At 62.9% G+C, this 13,474-nt stretch carries 13 protein-coding genes; 7 read left to right on the forward strand and 6 right to left on the reverse strand.

Going from position 1 to position 13,474, the window contains the following annotated elements; all coding sequences use genetic code 11:
* Positions 1-93 precede the first annotated feature (93 nt).
* Genes QP363_RS05355 through QP363_RS05365 form a run of 3 tightly spaced genes read left to right on the forward strand, consistent with a single transcriptional unit; the run spans position 94 to position 2,696 of the window.
* Positions 94-1,041 (forward strand): L-lactate dehydrogenase, encoded by a 948-nt coding sequence (locus QP363_RS05355; RefSeq protein WP_070443241.1) that lies wholly within the window; start codon positions 94-96, stop codon positions 1,039-1,041.
* Entirely contained in the window at positions 1,041-1,745 is a 705-nt protein-coding gene (locus tag QP363_RS05360; RefSeq protein WP_049156880.1) for a glycerophosphodiester phosphodiesterase family protein, read from the forward strand. Before QP363_RS05355 ends, QP363_RS05360 begins: the two co-directional genes overlap by 1 nt.
* Before the next feature lie 21 nt (positions 1,746-1,766).
* Positions 1,767-2,696, forward strand: a complete 930-nt coding sequence (locus tag QP363_RS05365) for a DUF5926 family protein (protein ID WP_070644477.1) — start codon at positions 1,767-1,769, stop codon at positions 2,694-2,696.
* Positions 2,697-2,804: 108 nt separating this feature from the next.
* Here QP363_RS05365 and QP363_RS05370 read toward each other — a convergent pair whose 3' ends face one another.
* The 3 genes from QP363_RS05370 to QP363_RS05380 all read right to left on the reverse strand — a co-directional run bounded on the left by QP363_RS05370 (position 2,805) and on the right by QP363_RS05380 (position 6,132).
* Positions 2,805-4,208, reverse strand: coding sequence for an LCP family protein (locus tag QP363_RS05370; protein WP_284763221.1), 1,404 nt, complete (start codon positions 4,206-4,208; stop codon positions 2,805-2,807).
* An 83-nt stretch (positions 4,209-4,291) separates the two neighbouring features.
* A complete protein-coding gene (locus QP363_RS05375) occupies positions 4,292-4,990 on the reverse strand; it encodes a CPBP family intramembrane glutamic endopeptidase (RefSeq protein ID WP_070443245.1) in 699 nt (232 codons plus the stop codon).
* Positions 4,987-6,132, reverse strand: coding sequence for an amidase (locus QP363_RS05380; protein WP_284763224.1), 1,146 nt, complete (start codon positions 6,130-6,132; stop codon positions 4,987-4,989). Before QP363_RS05380 ends, QP363_RS05375 begins: the two co-directional genes overlap by 4 nt.
* A 41-nt stretch (positions 6,133-6,173) precedes the next feature.
* Between QP363_RS05380 and pheA the strand changes: the two genes are divergently transcribed.
* Together pheA and QP363_RS05390 are read left to right on the forward strand one after the other, a co-directional pair.
* A complete protein-coding gene (gene pheA / locus QP363_RS05385) occupies positions 6,174-7,085 on the forward strand; it encodes a prephenate dehydratase (protein WP_284763226.1) in 912 nt (303 codons plus the stop codon).
* An 11-nt stretch (positions 7,086-7,096) separates the two neighbouring features.
* The gene (locus QP363_RS05390; RefSeq protein ID WP_284763227.1) at positions 7,097-7,744 is read left to right on the forward strand and encodes a histidine phosphatase family protein; all 648 of its coding nucleotides are present in this window, start codon (positions 7,097-7,099) and stop codon (positions 7,742-7,744) included.
* 12 nt (positions 7,745-7,756) lie between these two features.
* Here QP363_RS05390 and QP363_RS05395 read toward each other — a convergent pair whose 3' ends face one another.
* From QP363_RS05395 to QP363_RS05405, 3 genes are all read right to left on the reverse strand, one after another.
* A complete protein-coding gene (locus QP363_RS05395) occupies positions 7,757-8,104 on the reverse strand; it encodes a metallopeptidase family protein (RefSeq protein WP_070443252.1) in 348 nt (115 codons plus the stop codon).
* 29 nt (positions 8,105-8,133) lie between these two features.
* Entirely contained in the window at positions 8,134-9,249 is a 1,116-nt protein-coding gene (locus QP363_RS05400; protein ID WP_284763229.1) for a septum formation family protein, read from the reverse strand.
* Positions 9,250-9,322: 73 nt separating this feature from the next.
* Positions 9,323-10,054 (reverse strand): GntR family transcriptional regulator, encoded by a 732-nt coding sequence (locus tag QP363_RS05405; RefSeq protein ID WP_284763230.1) that lies wholly within the window; start codon positions 10,052-10,054, stop codon positions 9,323-9,325.
* Positions 10,055-10,120: 66 nt separating this feature from the next.
* Here QP363_RS05405 and serS point away from each other — a divergent pair, with 66 nt between their 5' ends.
* Both serS and QP363_RS05415 read left to right on the forward strand, forming a co-directional pair.
* Positions 10,121-11,383 carry a serine--tRNA ligase gene (gene serS / locus QP363_RS05410; RefSeq protein WP_284763231.1) on the forward strand — a complete coding sequence of 421 codons (1,263 nt, stop codon included), beginning with the start codon at positions 10,121-10,123 and terminating at the stop codon, positions 11,381-11,383.
* Positions 11,384-11,472: 89 nt separating this feature from the next.
* Positions 11,473-13,218: a 1-acyl-sn-glycerol-3-phosphate acyltransferase gene (locus tag QP363_RS05415; RefSeq protein ID WP_284763232.1), complete on the forward strand. Its 1,746-nt coding sequence runs from the start codon at positions 11,473-11,475 to the stop codon at positions 13,216-13,218.
* The last annotated feature ends 256 nt before the right edge of the window (positions 13,219-13,474 follow it).

Raw genomic sequence — 13,474 nt, forward strand, 5'->3', positions numbered from 1 at the left:
AATCGGGCATAAAAATGTGAGATCGGACTACTTAACCTGTGAATTCGGGCGCATAACGAGCAAAACTCGGACATGAGGGGCACAATAGGAGTCATGGGAAATCATGTTGGAAACAAAGTAGTACTCATCGGCGCTGGCGACGTTGGAGTTGCTTACGCCTACGCTCTGGTCAACCAGGGCACTGTTGATCACCTGGCCATCATCGACATCGACGAAAAGAAGCTCGAGGGCAACGTCATGGACCTCAACCATGGCGTCGTCTGGGCCCCGTCCCGCACCCGCGTGACCAAGGGCACCTACGAAGACTGCAAGGACGCCTCCATGGTCGTCATCTGCGCCGGTGCCGCACAGAAGCCCGGCGAGACCCGCCTGCAGCTCGTGGACAAGAACGTCAAGATCATGAACTCCATCGTGGCGGACGTCATGAAGAATGACTTCGACGGCATCTTCCTGGTCGCCTCCAACCCGGTGGACCTGCTGACCTACGCAGTGTGGAAGGCCTCCGGCTTCCCGCACCAGCGCGTCATCGGCTCCGGCACCGTCCTGGACTCGGCCCGCTACCGCTACATGCTCTCTGAAATGGATGACGTGGCACCGACCTCCGTCCACGCCTACATCATCGGTGAGCACGGCGATTCCGAGCTGCCGGTCGTCTCCTCCGCCAACATCGCAGGTGTCTCCCTGTCCCACCGTTCTGAAAAGGACCCGGGCTACAACGAGCGCATCGAGAAGATCTTCGAGGACACCCGCGACGCTGCCTACCACATCATCGACGCTAAGGGCTCCACCTCCTACGGCATCGGCATGGCCCTGGCCCGCATCACCCGCGCGGTCATCCAGAACCAGGCCGTCGCTCTCCCGGTCTCTGCCTACCTGCAGGGCGAGTACGGCCACGAGGATGTCTTCATCGGCACCCCGGCCATCGTTGACCGCTCCGGCGTCAACCGCGTTATCGAGCTGGCCCTCGATGACCACGAGAAGGAGCGCTTCGAGAACTCCTTCAACACTCTCAACACCATCAAGGAAGAAATCTTCGGCTAGTGAAGATTGTCGCCCACAGGGGATACTCCGGGAAATATCCGGAGCTATCCCCTCTTGCCTTTGAGAAAGCGCTCGAGCTTCCCATCCATGGTATCGAGTGCGATATCCGCCTGAGCAGCGACGGCAAGGTGGTGGTTCATCACGATCCCACACTGGACCGCACCACGAATGGCTCAGGCCGAGTGTCTCGGATGACCTGGGAGGAGCTGCGCCGCCTGAAGATTGGCGGCGGCCAGCGCATGCTGCTTCTCGACGAACTCCTCGACATGCTCGGGGATAAGAAACACCACCTCTACATTGAGACCAAGCATCCCTCGGGGCAGGGCGACATCCTCGAAGAACAGATGGTGCTGCGGCTGCGCTACGCAGGGCTTCTCGACGACCCCCGGATCCACATGATTTCCTTTTCCCACCGGGCCATTCGTCGAATGGCAGCGCTTGCCCCGCACGTCGACCGCATCTACCTGCGCCGCGATTGGGAGCGCCATTTTAACCGCCCGGATATCCTGTTATCCCAGCCCACTGGCTTAGGCATGTCCCTGTTGCGCGGCAAGCTGCAGCCTGACGCGATCGGCGCGCACGGCTTGCCCACGTACATGTGGACCATCGATAAACCCGCGGACATGAAGTGGGCGTGGGCCAACGGGGTAGATATTCTCGCCACGAACCAGCCGGAAGTGGCCCTGCATGCCATTGAGCTGTAATGAACAGGTAAGTTGTTCAGTATGGCCAAGAAGAAAAAGAAGAACGAACAGCTGCCGGAGGGCATGTCCCGCCGCCAAGCTAAGCTCGCTGCCCGCGCCGCCGAGCGCGCTGCCCTGGAAAAGGACCCTCGCCCCTTTGGTGGGCTGGCCGCTGAGGCTAGCCTCGTCGCCCTGCAGGAATTTGTTCCTTCCGCAACGGCGAAGCTGTCCGTCAAGGGCTTTGACAAGGACGTCTACGTCGCCACCGTGCTGCCCGGTGCTACCGCGGCGCTCATCCGTGATGAGGAATCCGGTGGTGAGGCCTTCGTGGGACTGCAGGTGCAGTCTCACACGCACAACCCGGGCCGCGACCTGGCTTTCGCCCTGAACTGGGTGAAAAACAACGCGCCGGGTTCCACCCTCGAGTCCACCGCTGCTGATGGCTCCCAGCCGGAGCTCAAGGAGCTGCTGGAGGAGGACGCCGAGCTGGAGATCAACGTCTACCAGGACTTCGCGTGGTGGATGCCGGAGGGCGCACAGGTTCCTCCACAGATGGCACAGGCACTGCAGCGCGCCAATGATTCCGTCATCGAGTCCTACCAGGTGGGCCAGGAGGCCGAGGGCTTTGTCGGCACCGCCTTCTGGGCTAATGCCGGTGGCGGCAAGGCGCATATCCGCTGGGTCCGCCCGTGCGATGACGAGAATGCTTTCCTTAACGCCCTCGCGCGCATCGCCGCTCGCGGTGAGCTCAACCTGGGAGAAAACACCAAGTTTGCCGGTGTCTTCCGTACCCACGGCCTCATCGCTCCGGTCTTCGACCTCGACCCAGAGGTCGCGCACGATTCTTACGAGTCCGAGCTGTCTCGCGTGAATAAGGCGCTGGAAGAGGAGATTTCCAACGACGCCAACCTCGATGCCGATGAGCGCAAGCAGCTGCAGAACATTAAGTCCCGTCAGGTGACGCTGCGCTAGTTCCTGGGTGCTTTAGCCCCAAAGCTTAGGTACATATCGATCAATTAAGGCTCCAAAACCTCAAGGCGGTTTTGGAGCCTTAATTGATCGAAACGACCGGTCGAAGCCTTAGCGCATGGAGTCCCAGAGCGCTTGGGCCTCAGCGTCATCCCAGAGGACGACATTGCCCACGACCGTGTCCTGGAAACCGCCGATGGGCACCGTCGTCGTCTCCACGCCTGAGGCCATCGACAGCGCCACGCGGGCAAGATGCCACACGTGGTCCTTCTCGTTGACGATGAAGGAATCCGTGGTGTGGTTGACCAGGGAGACGGCCTTGAAGGGGTTGCCAATGGTGGAGAAGGACGTTGCCTTATCCAGCAGCGCTGCGAAGAACTCGCGCTGGCGCTCGACGCGGTCCAAGTCACCCATCGCGGTAGCGCGGGTGCGCACGTAGCCAAGGGCATCTGGGCCGCGGAGCTTCTGGCAGCCCGCTTGAAGGTCGATGCCCGCGAGCGGATCGTTGATGGGCTCCTTGACGCAAATCTCCACGCCGCCCACGGAATCCACGACGTTTGCCAAGCCGCCCATGCCGATCTCCGCATAGTGATCGATGTGGAGGCCGGTGGCTTGTTCCACGGTGTGGGTCAGCAGCTGGGGCCCACCGTAGGTGAAGGCAGCATTGACCTTGTCCATGCCGAAGCCGGGCACGTCGACGTAGCTATCGCGTGGAATGGAGACCAGCTGGGCCTTTCCGGAGCTGGGGATGTGCAGAAGCATGATGGTATCGGTGCGGCCGACGCCTACATCGCCACCGGTACCTAGCTCCGCTTGTTGTTCCTCGGTGAGGCCCTGGCGGGAGTCCGAGCCCACCAACAGCCAGTTCGTCCCAGAGGTCGGCGCCACCTGTTCGGTGGGCAGGGCATCGATGCGGGTGAGGCGTGAATCCGTCCACAAGGTGAAGGCCACCATGAAGACGAGGGCGATGACGATGAGCCAGCCCAGGCAACCGAAAGCTTGCTTGACCGGGTTGACCTTCTTGCGGCGGCTATGTGGGCGTCCTGCGGCACGCCCGCGGGAGGGTGCCTGTGGGGAATAGCTGCGTGGCGGTGCGTCGGGACTTCGCCGGTATGCGCCGGCGGCAGGTTCCCGGGTGGGCGCGCTCTGGTGGGGCGCTGTGCGCGCGGGGGAGTGCTGGGCCATGTAAGCATCGACGTCGAAGCGGGTTTCCTCCGGCCGTGAGCGACGCGGGGTGGGACGCTGGGTGCGTGGGGAATTTTGAGACGGCGTGCTGCGCTGTGTGGATGGACGGCGGCGCACCGGACGGCCGTAGCGATCACGCAAGGGCTGCCCATCGGTACCAAGGACAAATTCGCCCGCGTCCTGGCCGGACGCATGTGAGGCGTGCGGGCCAGCCGGGTCGTAGGGGCGGGAAGGCCTCGCAGAATCAGCGGAGCCCGCGCGGCGGGGAGTGCCGTGGGGCTCGCCAGCACGGCGAGCTTCGCGCTCGGGATCGCGTCCTTGGTAGGTCATGGGGAACACTGTACCGCGAAACCACTTGCGCCCCACCTATCCCACAGGGCGCGGTGGTGGTCTTTTCGGCGTCCGGGCACCGCTTAAGCACCGAAGAGCAGTGCGTAGCCCACGAAAGCGACGGCGTCGATCAGAAAGTGCGCGATGACCAGAGGCCATACCTTCCCGGTGCGGTGGAAATACCAGCCATAAAGCAGGCCCATCATGATATTGCCAAAGCCGGCGGAGACTCCCTGGTAGAGGTGGTAAGAACCGCGCAAGATAGAGGAGGCGGCCAGCGTTGCGGGTAAGGCCCACCCAGACTGCTTGAGCCTGGTCATGAACCAGTACACCACCACCAGTTCCTCCGCCCAGGCGTTGGCGAAGGATTTAATCAGCAGCACCGGGATCTCAATCCAGCTATCGAAGGCCCCCGGCACCACCTCCTTGGTCCAGCCGAAGTGCAACGCCACGTAATACAGCACCAACCCGGGAAGCCCAATAACCGCCGCCAACGCCGCGCCGTGCAGGCCGTCCCGCCACTGTGGGCGGGGCGGAAAAGAAATCAAATAAAGGGCAAGCGCTCCCCAGGCACACAGCACGGCAGCACTGCAGAGCTGGAAGGCAAGGTCCAGCAGCGAAGTCGCCGACTGCGAAGCGTTGATGGTGACCGACTGCTCGTTGAGCGGGGCCGGGTTGAGCAGAGAATCGGTCAGGCGTAGCACGGCGCGAACACCAGAGATTCCAAAAGTGATGGTGAGGACGATGAGGATTTCCGCGCGCAGGCGTGAGCGCGCGGTCATGGGTGAAGCACCTGGGCGAGGCCGAGAAGGGAGGACTCGTCAAGCGTGAGTGAGCCTAACTGCACGCCTACCGGCGGGTGATCGCGCACCGGCCAGGGCACAGAAATAGCGGGCAGCTGCGCCACGTTGAACAACGATCCCCACGGCGACCACCGCGTTTGCTCATCGAAGCTGGCCTGGTGCTCCCGTGCCAGGAAGTGCCCGCGCCGGGGTGGATCGAAGGCCAGCATGGGGCTCAAGATGGCGTCGACTTCCCACTCTTGTGCCAGCATTTCCGGTAGCTGGGCGGCGTGGGCGCGGGCCGCGGCGAATTCGGAGTCCGTGACGCGCCGGCCCTTCGCACGGATCCACTCCGCGTAACCCTCCGCGAAGTCAAGGCCAGCCAGCCGGCGACTAAAGATGTGCTGGAAGGCCTCAAAGGTGCGGGCGGCCTGGGGATAGGGGGAGATAGCCACGGTTTCGAAACCCGCGCCTTCAAAGGTAGCGGTGGCCTCTGCGACCGCGCGCAGCATGTGCGGGGCCACCTCAGCTTGAGCGAAGAGGGGATCCGTCAGCACGCCGATGCGGGCGCGCCGGGCACGCGGGTTAAGGCCATGCAGAGTTGCGGTATCGGCGATGCTGCGCGTGATGAACCCCTGCACCGAGAGGTCCTCGCCGGCGGGCTTAAAGCCGACGACACCGCAGGCAGCGGCCGGCACGCGAATGGAACCGCCACCGTCGGAGGCATGCGCGGCGCGCATGAGGCCCCGGGCCACCTGGATTGCCGCCCCGCCGGAGGAGCCACCCGGGGTATGGCCTGGGTAGAGCGGATTATCGGGGTGGGGCAGGCCGACAGGTTCGGTGTCGACACGCAGGCCCAGCTCGGGTGCGGCGGACTTGCCGACGACTCGCGCGCCGGCGTCGATAAGCTCCTGCACAAAAGGATCAGTCTCCTCCGCCACGTAGGCACGCTCGGCATGGCCGAGCGTGGTGGGCATGCCGGCGACGTCGTTGAGATCCTTGACCGAGAGAATCCACCCGCTCAAGCGCCCGTGTGCCTGTGGCCGGCGCTCGAGATCGAGATACGTGAAGCCGTGCTCAGCAGGGCTCAGGCCCGCTAGATCCTCGCGCAGCTTGTCCAGTGTGAACTCGGTTCTCTCCATGGCGGCTCAGTCTAGTAGTTGAGTGGGATAAAGTTGCTGCCATGAGCACCACCATCGCATTCCTCGGGCCCGCCGGAACCTTCACAGAAGCGGCGATGCAGCATTTTGCCGCTGACTTTGACTCCCCCGAGGGCCTTCCGGTGAGCTCCCCGGCCGAGGCGCTGTCGGCGGTGCGTTCCGGTGCGGCGGATTATGCCTGCGTGGCTATCGAAAACTCCGTGGACGGGCCGGTTACTGCCACCTTTGACGCGCTTGCCGACGGCTCCCGGGTCCAGATCTACCGCGAGGTAGACCTGCCGGTGTCCTTCTCCATTCTGGTGCGCCCCGGCACTACCGCAGAGAATCTTCGCACCTTCTCTACGCATCCCGTGGCCTACCAGCAGGTGCGCGGTTGGTTGAAGCAGAACTTGCCGGACGTGGAGTATGTTCCGGCGGCGTCGAATGGTGCGGCGGCGCAGGCCGTGGCGCGCGGGGAGGTGGATGTCGCTGCCGCCCCTGCCCGCGCAGCGGAGGTCTTCGGACTGGATTCTATTGCGGAGAATGTGGCAGATGTCGCGGGGGCCACGACTCGTTTCGTCCTCGTGGGACCGGCCGGAAAGCCGACCGAGCGGACCGGCAACGACAGGACGTCCGTCATCTTCACCCTGCCCAACGAGCCGGGCTCCCTGGTAGGGGCCCTACAGGAATTCGCGCACCGCGGGGTGGACCTCTCCCGCATCGAATCCCGCCCGCTGCGCACCGTCTTCGGTAACTATCGCTTCCACGCCGATCTCATCGGACACATTGAGGACCAGCCGGTGGCGGAGGCTCTGCGGGCACTGTGGCTGCGGGCGGAGGACGTCGTGTTCGTTGGTTCCTGGCCTTCCGCCACGGCACTCGGGGAGGGCCCGCGGGATCTGGCGCGGCTGCAAGAAGCCGATGAATGGGTAGCGCAGGCGCGCACCGGCCAATAGTGTGGTGAAGCATGACCGGAAGAATCATCCTGCTGCGCCACGGCCAGACCTTTTCCAATATTGACCGCGTTATGGATACCCGGCCCCCAGGTGCCGAGCTCACCGAGCGCGGCCGCGGCCAAGCGGAAGATGTCGGCCGCGAGTTAGCTGAACTGTGCGCAGGGCGCCGTGTGCGCTTTGTGTGTTCCATTGCCTTGCGCGCTCAGCAGACCGCGATGCTGGCCGCCCGTACCTTCGGCGAGACCGCCGATGAGCGCACTGTTCCCGTGGAAGTGCGTACAGGCTTGCACGAGGTCTTCGCTGGTGAACATGAAATGAGCGGCAGCGAGGACACCCACCGCGAATACATGGTGGCACTGCGCGGCTGGCTCGACGGTGATGAGTCCGCCCGGATGCCTGGCGGTGAGAGCTACGTGGATGTGCTCGAGCGCTACCAACCGGTGTTGGAGGATCTCGCTGCGGAGCTAGAGGATGATGAAGACATCGTCGTCGTCAGCCACGGCGCCGCCATTCGCGTAGTGACGAGACATGCCTGTGGTGTGGACCCAGACTTTGCTTATACCGGCTACATGCCGAACTGCCGCTTTACCCTCATGGAGCCGCAGGGCCAGCCTTTTGGCCAGTGGACGCTCAAGCGCTGGGCGGATACCGAAGTCTAACCCGCTGGGCGCCTACCCCCAGCCGAGCTCGTGGAGGCGCTCCTCCTCGAAACCGAAGTAATGCCCGACCTCGTGGAAGACGGTCACCATGACTTCGTGGGCGAGCTCTTCTTCCGAGTTGCTGATGGCTTGGAGAGGCTGCCGGTAAATGGAAATGGTATCCGGCAGGTAGCCGGTGTGTGAAGCGGTGCGCTGCGTGAGCATGACGCCCTCATAAAGCCCCAACAGTTCAGGGTTCTCCGGGTGCTCTTCCTCGACGAGGATGACCAGGTTGCGCATCTGATCAACGAAGCGATCCGGAATTTTATCCAGGGCCTCGCCGACCAGTTCCTCGAAGCGTTCCTCGCTGACCTCGTACATGTGATTTCTTCCTGTTTGATGACCGGAGCCTAGAGGGCCGGAGCCGCAGCCTCGGGGGTGGCGGGAGCGGCGTTCGCACCAGCTGGCTCGGCGTTCTCGCCGCCCGGCTGAGCATTCGGGTCACGCAATGGGTTGCGCTTCGGCTGCTCGGTCGGCGGGGCGCCGTTAATGCTCAGGGCCTCGCGTCCCCCTGTGGCAGAGCCGGTGATCTCGGAGAAGTGACCGTCCTTGATGTGGATCAGCGAGCAATTCACCGAACGGGATCCGCTCTCCCAGGTCTCGCGGCTCATCGCGCCCCAGAAAGGTTGCAGCGTGGACTGGTAGAGGTTCTCCTCGCCGCCCAAATAATCCATGGCATTTTGGGTGCAGGTCTCGGAGAGGAACTTATCCATGTCCTCATCGCTGGGGTAACCATTGGCGAATTTTTCGGCCAGGTTGATGACGGACACGGTCTCCATCTGGTGCGGTTCCTGGCAGGGAACGGTATTGAGTACCTGTTTATCATCCACCTTGCGGCATTCGCCGGGCTTGGCGACGACCGCCTGGTCCACCTCGCTGACCTTGCCGGTGGATTCCTGCGGTACGCCGTTGGCGTCGGTAGTCTGCAGGCCACACAGCAAGGTACGGTCACCCTGATCCCAGGATGCGGCCGGGGGCAGGATGGAAGCAATGTCATAGCGCCCGTTGGGATCCCACTTGCCATTCAGGTAGCTCACCGTGGGTGCCTCGCACAGCTCATCGCGCAGGGCGTTTTGGCGTGTGATATCGGGGCGCGTGGCGTTGGGACCGAACTCGCTGGTGGGGTAGGTGCTGAGATCCTCGCGCGCCGAGACTTCGAAACGGTGGGGTTTATCGCAGCTGATCTGCTCAAAACCAGTGGCGGTGCCGTCGGGGGCGATGTCCCACGTCACGCATGCCCCAGCGGAGGCGGTGGTGAAGGGAGCAGCTTCGCCGTCGGCGGCAGAAGGATCGGCGGCCTGACTGCCGTCGGCGCTGGAGCTAGCGGAGCCATGTCCGGCCGAATTGGTGCCGGTTGGCTCGCCACTAAAGAGGCCGTAGGAGGCCATGAAGACGGCCGCGGCCACGGCTGCAACGAGGACGACGCGGATGGCGGAGGCGGAGCGCCATGCAGATGAAGTGCTCATAGAACTCCTCATACTACTCCCTTAGCAGCCCTGGCTTCTAGCCCGCCCGGCGCCTTTCGGGGCGAGGGCGCGGTTAGATACGCGTGCGGGAGACGTGGGTTGTGAGGCGGTAGCGGTCGGTGCGGTAGACCGAGGAGCACCATTCAACCGGCCGGTCTCCAGAGCGGGCGAGGCGGGTGATGTGGAGAAGTGGGGTGTTCGGGGGGACGTCGAGAAGCTCGGCGATGTCCTCCTCCGCCGCCACCGCGGTGACCGTCTGCTCGGCCTCGGTGATGGGGACCTTAAAGGTGCTATCCAGAATCGCGTAGACGGAGTTATAGATGTCATTTTCTAGCAGCGTCGGCGCGAAGGCGGAGTTATACCAGCCATCGTCTATGGAATAAGGCTCGCCATCGCCCAAGCGCAGGCGCCGCAGGTGGGTGTGTGCAACCGTGGACTCTGTGCCGAAGAAATCACAGACCTCGCTGGGCGCGGTGCTGCGCTCGCCCAGCAGGATTCTCGAGGAAGCCTGTACCTTTTGGTAGCCCATCTCATCGGAAAAGGATGCCAGATGGAGCCGGGAGACCAGTGGGTTCGGAGCCACGAAGGTGCCCTTGCCTCGCACCCGCCGCAGGCGGCCTTCGGCCACTAAATCACCGATGGCGCGGCGCACGGTGATGCGGGAAACTCCGTAGGTTTCTTCGAGAATGCGCTCGCCGGGGAGGATGTCACCGGGTTTGAGGGTGGTTCGGCAGAGCTCGGAGAGAATATCCCGCAGCTGAGCGTGCTTGGGCACGGGGCCGTCGGTAATAATGTGAGGTGCCATGATATCCATGATAATGCGCTGGTTATGACCAGCGCAAAGGTATGGCCGTGCGCTAGACTATCCGGCGTGATTGATCTCAAGTTTCTTCGCGAAAATCCCGATGTCGTCCGCGCCTCCCAGGTAAACCGTGGGGAGGACCCCTCTTTGGTGGACCAGCTGCTCGCCGCCGATGAACAGCGCCGCGCGGCCATTGTGAAGGCAGACCAGCTGCGCTCGGAGCAGAAGGCCTTTGGTAAGAAGATTGGCCAGGCCTCCCCCGAGGAGCGCCCGGCGCTGCTGGAAGGCTCTAACGAGTTGAAGGAGAAGGTCAAGGCGGCCGGCGAGGAAGCGGCCGCGGCCGAGGCCAAGGTAACGGAGCTGCAGTATCAGCTTTCCAACGTGGTGGAAGGTGCTCCGGCGGGTGGCGAAGATGACTTCATCGTCCTCGAGGAGGTCGGTGAAAAGCCGCAGTTCGACTTCGAACCGAAGGATCACCTGGAGCTGGGTGAGACGCTGGGGCTTATCGACGTCAAGCGGGGCGCCAAAGTCGGCGGCGCGCGTTTCTACTACCTCACCGGTGATGGCGCCTTCCTGCAACTGGGTATGTTGATGTTGGCTGCGCAGAAGGCTCGTGAGGCAGGCTTTAAGCTGATGATTCCGCCGGTGCTCGTGCGCCCGGACGTTATGCAGGGAACTGGCTTCTTGGGTCAGCACTCGGATGAGGTTTACTACCTGCCGGCAGATGACCTGTATCTGGTCGGCACTTCAGAGGTGGCTCTGGCCGGCTACCACAAGGAAGAGATCATCGACCTGTCCAAGGGGCCGCTGCAGTATGCAGGCTGGTCTTCCTGCTTCCGCCGCGAGGCAGGTTCGCACGGCAAGGACACCCGCGGCATCCTGCGCGTGCACCAGTTCGACAAGCTGGAGATGTTTGTCTACTGCAAGCCGGAAGACGCCGAGGAGATGCACCAGAAGCTCCTGAACATGGAAAAGGACATGCTGGCGGCGATGGAACTGCCCTACCGCACCATCGATATCGCGGGCGGAGACTTGGGCTCCTCTGCGGCGCGCAAGTTCGATAACGAGGCGTGGGTGCCCACCCAGGGCACGTACCGCGAGCTCACCTCGACCTCGAATTGCACCACCTTCCAGGCGCGCCGCCTGTCCACGCGCTACCGCGATGAGAACGGCAAGACCCAGTACGCCGCCACGCTCAATGGCACCCTGGCTACCACCCGCTGGCTCGTGGCCATCCTGGAGAACCACCAGCAGGCAGATGGCTCCGTGGTGGTTCCGGAGGCCTTGCGCCCATTCGTGGGCAAGGACGTGCTGTACCCCGTAAACTCCTAGAAGAACGCGGTGCGCGGGGCTTTGCGCGCCGCCCTCTCTTGTCCCTCCTCGCTGCTCTCGACGGCGGGGTCTTAGCTGTTTGGAGCACCATGAGCGCTGTGACTAACTTCCTCTACCGGCAGATCACACACATCGGCCGCGGGGTGACTCTGGCCCAGGGGCTCAAGATGCGCTTGTCCGGGGAGGAGAATATCCCGGATAAGGGTGGGGCCGTCATCGTGTGCAACCACACGGGTTACATGGATTTCCTTTTCGGGGCCTTCTTGGCTTACCGCAAGCGCCGTTTGGTGCGCTACTTGGCTAAGGCCTCCATCTTCCAAGCGCCGGTGGCCGGGCAGCTTTTTCAGGTCATGGGGCATGTCCCGGTGGACCGTATCGATGGCGGGGCGTCGATTGTCAAAGGCATCGAACTAGCCAAGAGTGGGGAACTCGTGGGGGTCTTCGCGGAGGGAACGATTTCCCGCAGCTTTGAAATTCGCAGCATGCGTAACGGTGCGGCGCGTATCGCGCATGGTGCGGGCGTGCCGATTATTCCGCAGGTTATCTTTGGCTCCCAGCGTATTTGGACGAAGGGGCAGAAGAAGCACTTGGGCCGCACGAAGACGCCGGTGCTGATTAAGGCTTTGGAGCCTTATTACACGACGGGCGATTTTGACGCGGATATCGCGGAGGTGCGCCGTCGGATGCAGGAGGCCCTGGAGGGCCTGTGGGCGGAGTATGAGGCGGAGTTCGGACCGATGCCAGCCGGGGAGTTCTGGGTGCCCGCCCGCAAGGGTGGTGGGGCACCAACGCTGGAGGAGGCTGAGGCCCAGGACTCCGAGGTGGAGTCTGAGCGCTACCGCGTGCGCCGGCTGCGTGATGACCTGACTAACCTCAAGGACCGCGTCTCCGAGGCCACCGTGGAGCTCATGCGGGACCGGATGGCGCTGATGAAGCGGGCTGATTCCGGAGAATCGGGAGCAGAGCTTGGCGACGAGAACGTCGACGCCACGCAAGAAAACGACGGCGCACAAGTTGAAAGCTCAGCTACTGACAAAGGCAAAGAGCGCCCGCGTACTGCTCCAGAGACCCTGGAATGGATCAAGGAGAACCTCAACTCGGTGGTCGAGGAAGCCATGCGCGGCGTCGGGGAAGGCCGCGACAAGGTCACGGAGGTTATGGCGCAACTAAAGTCTGACGTCATGGAGGCTCAGGCCTCCATGACCGCGAGCAGCAAGGAGATTTTTGCCGGTTCCGTGGTGGAGCAGGGTCTACTTTCTGCGGCGACGCAATCGCGCATTATTGTCTCCCGCCTGCCGCACCGCGTGAAGGCTCAATACTCTGAGGTGCCGCGCGTGATTGTGGCTGATCAGAGTGCGCTCAGCATGGAGAACGGGGAAATCTCGAGGCGGCTTCAGGAAGCGCTGGCGCACTTGCACCCACAAGTGGAGGAGTTGGTGGTGCTCTCGCCGCAGGGAGAGGTGCTCGACGCTGCAGCCTTTGGCGACCTCCCCCAATCCTGTTGGCGGATCGCCTGTTCAGAAGGTGCTGACGGGGCACAGTTCAACGATGCTCCTGGGGGCGTAGTAGTCACGGCGTCCTCGCCCGCCGAGGGGCTGGCGGCTGTGGCGAAAAGGATCGGAGTCGAGCCTGCGGACCTTCTATTCTTTGCGAATGAGCCTGGTGATGAAACGTTTGCGGAGGGCGGGGAGGGCGTCGCCGTGCGCATGGTGGCGCTTGAGACTGCGCCCATTGAGGTGATTAAGGCTGCGCAGGCGGTGACGTATTCCACTGAGCGCTACGGAATGGCCGAGGTGCTGGAGGCCATGGCGCGCTTGCAGCAGGAGAAGAAATAAGTCTTGACACCCTAGACTTGAGGAGAGTCCGCCACGCCCGTTAACACCCCCGGAAGGGGGTGTTATTTCATTTTGCTCGTCTATGAAAAGCCTTAAAAGTGCCAGCTTACGGAAGCGGAACCTACGTGTGAGTAGCGTCTCCAGAGAGAAAATCGGGTGATCTATAGCATTGGCGGTGGGAGAAAACTTCTTCTTCATCCGCTATCCGAGCAATTAGCCGAGGAATCGGCACACTGGGTGCGTGGTGGATGAGCAC

This window comes from Corynebacterium sp. UMB6689 (assembly GCF_030215295.1).
GTDB classification, from domain to species: Bacteria; Actinomycetota; Actinomycetes; order Mycobacteriales; family Mycobacteriaceae; genus Corynebacterium; species Corynebacterium aurimucosum.

Coding starts and splice junctions, on each gene's coding strand:
- QP363_RS05390 (WP_284763227.1), top strand. CDS start 7,097: ATGACCGGAAGAATCATCCTGCTGCGCCACGGCCAGACCTTTTCCAAT.
- QP363_RS05405 (WP_284763230.1), bottom strand. CDS start 10,054: ATGGCACCTCACATTATTACCGACGGCCCCGTGCCCAAGCACGCTCAG.
- QP363_RS05355 (WP_070443241.1), top strand. CDS start 94: ATGGGAAATCATGTTGGAAACAAAGTAGTACTCATCGGCGCTGGCGAC.
- QP363_RS05370 (WP_284763221.1), bottom strand. CDS start 4,208: ATGACCTACCAAGGACGCGATCCCGAGCGCGAAGCTCGCCGTGCTGGC.
- pheA (WP_284763226.1), top strand. CDS start 6,174: ATGAGCACCACCATCGCATTCCTCGGGCCCGCCGGAACCTTCACAGAA.
- QP363_RS05375 (WP_070443245.1), bottom strand. CDS start 4,990: ATGACCGCGCGCTCACGCCTGCGCGCGGAAATCCTCATCGTCCTCACC.
- QP363_RS05365 (WP_070644477.1), top strand. CDS start 1,767: ATGGCCAAGAAGAAAAAGAAGAACGAACAGCTGCCGGAGGGCATGTCC.
- QP363_RS05380 (WP_284763224.1), bottom strand. CDS start 6,132: ATGGAGAGAACCGAGTTCACACTGGACAAGCTGCGCGAGGATCTAGCG.
- QP363_RS05400 (WP_284763229.1), bottom strand. CDS start 9,249: ATGAGCACTTCATCTGCATGGCGCTCCGCCTCCGCCATCCGCGTCGTC.
- QP363_RS05395 (WP_070443252.1), bottom strand. CDS start 8,104: ATGTACGAGGTCAGCGAGGAACGCTTCGAGGAACTGGTCGGCGAGGCC.
- QP363_RS05415 (WP_284763232.1), top strand. CDS start 11,473: ATGAGCGCTGTGACTAACTTCCTCTACCGGCAGATCACACACATCGGC.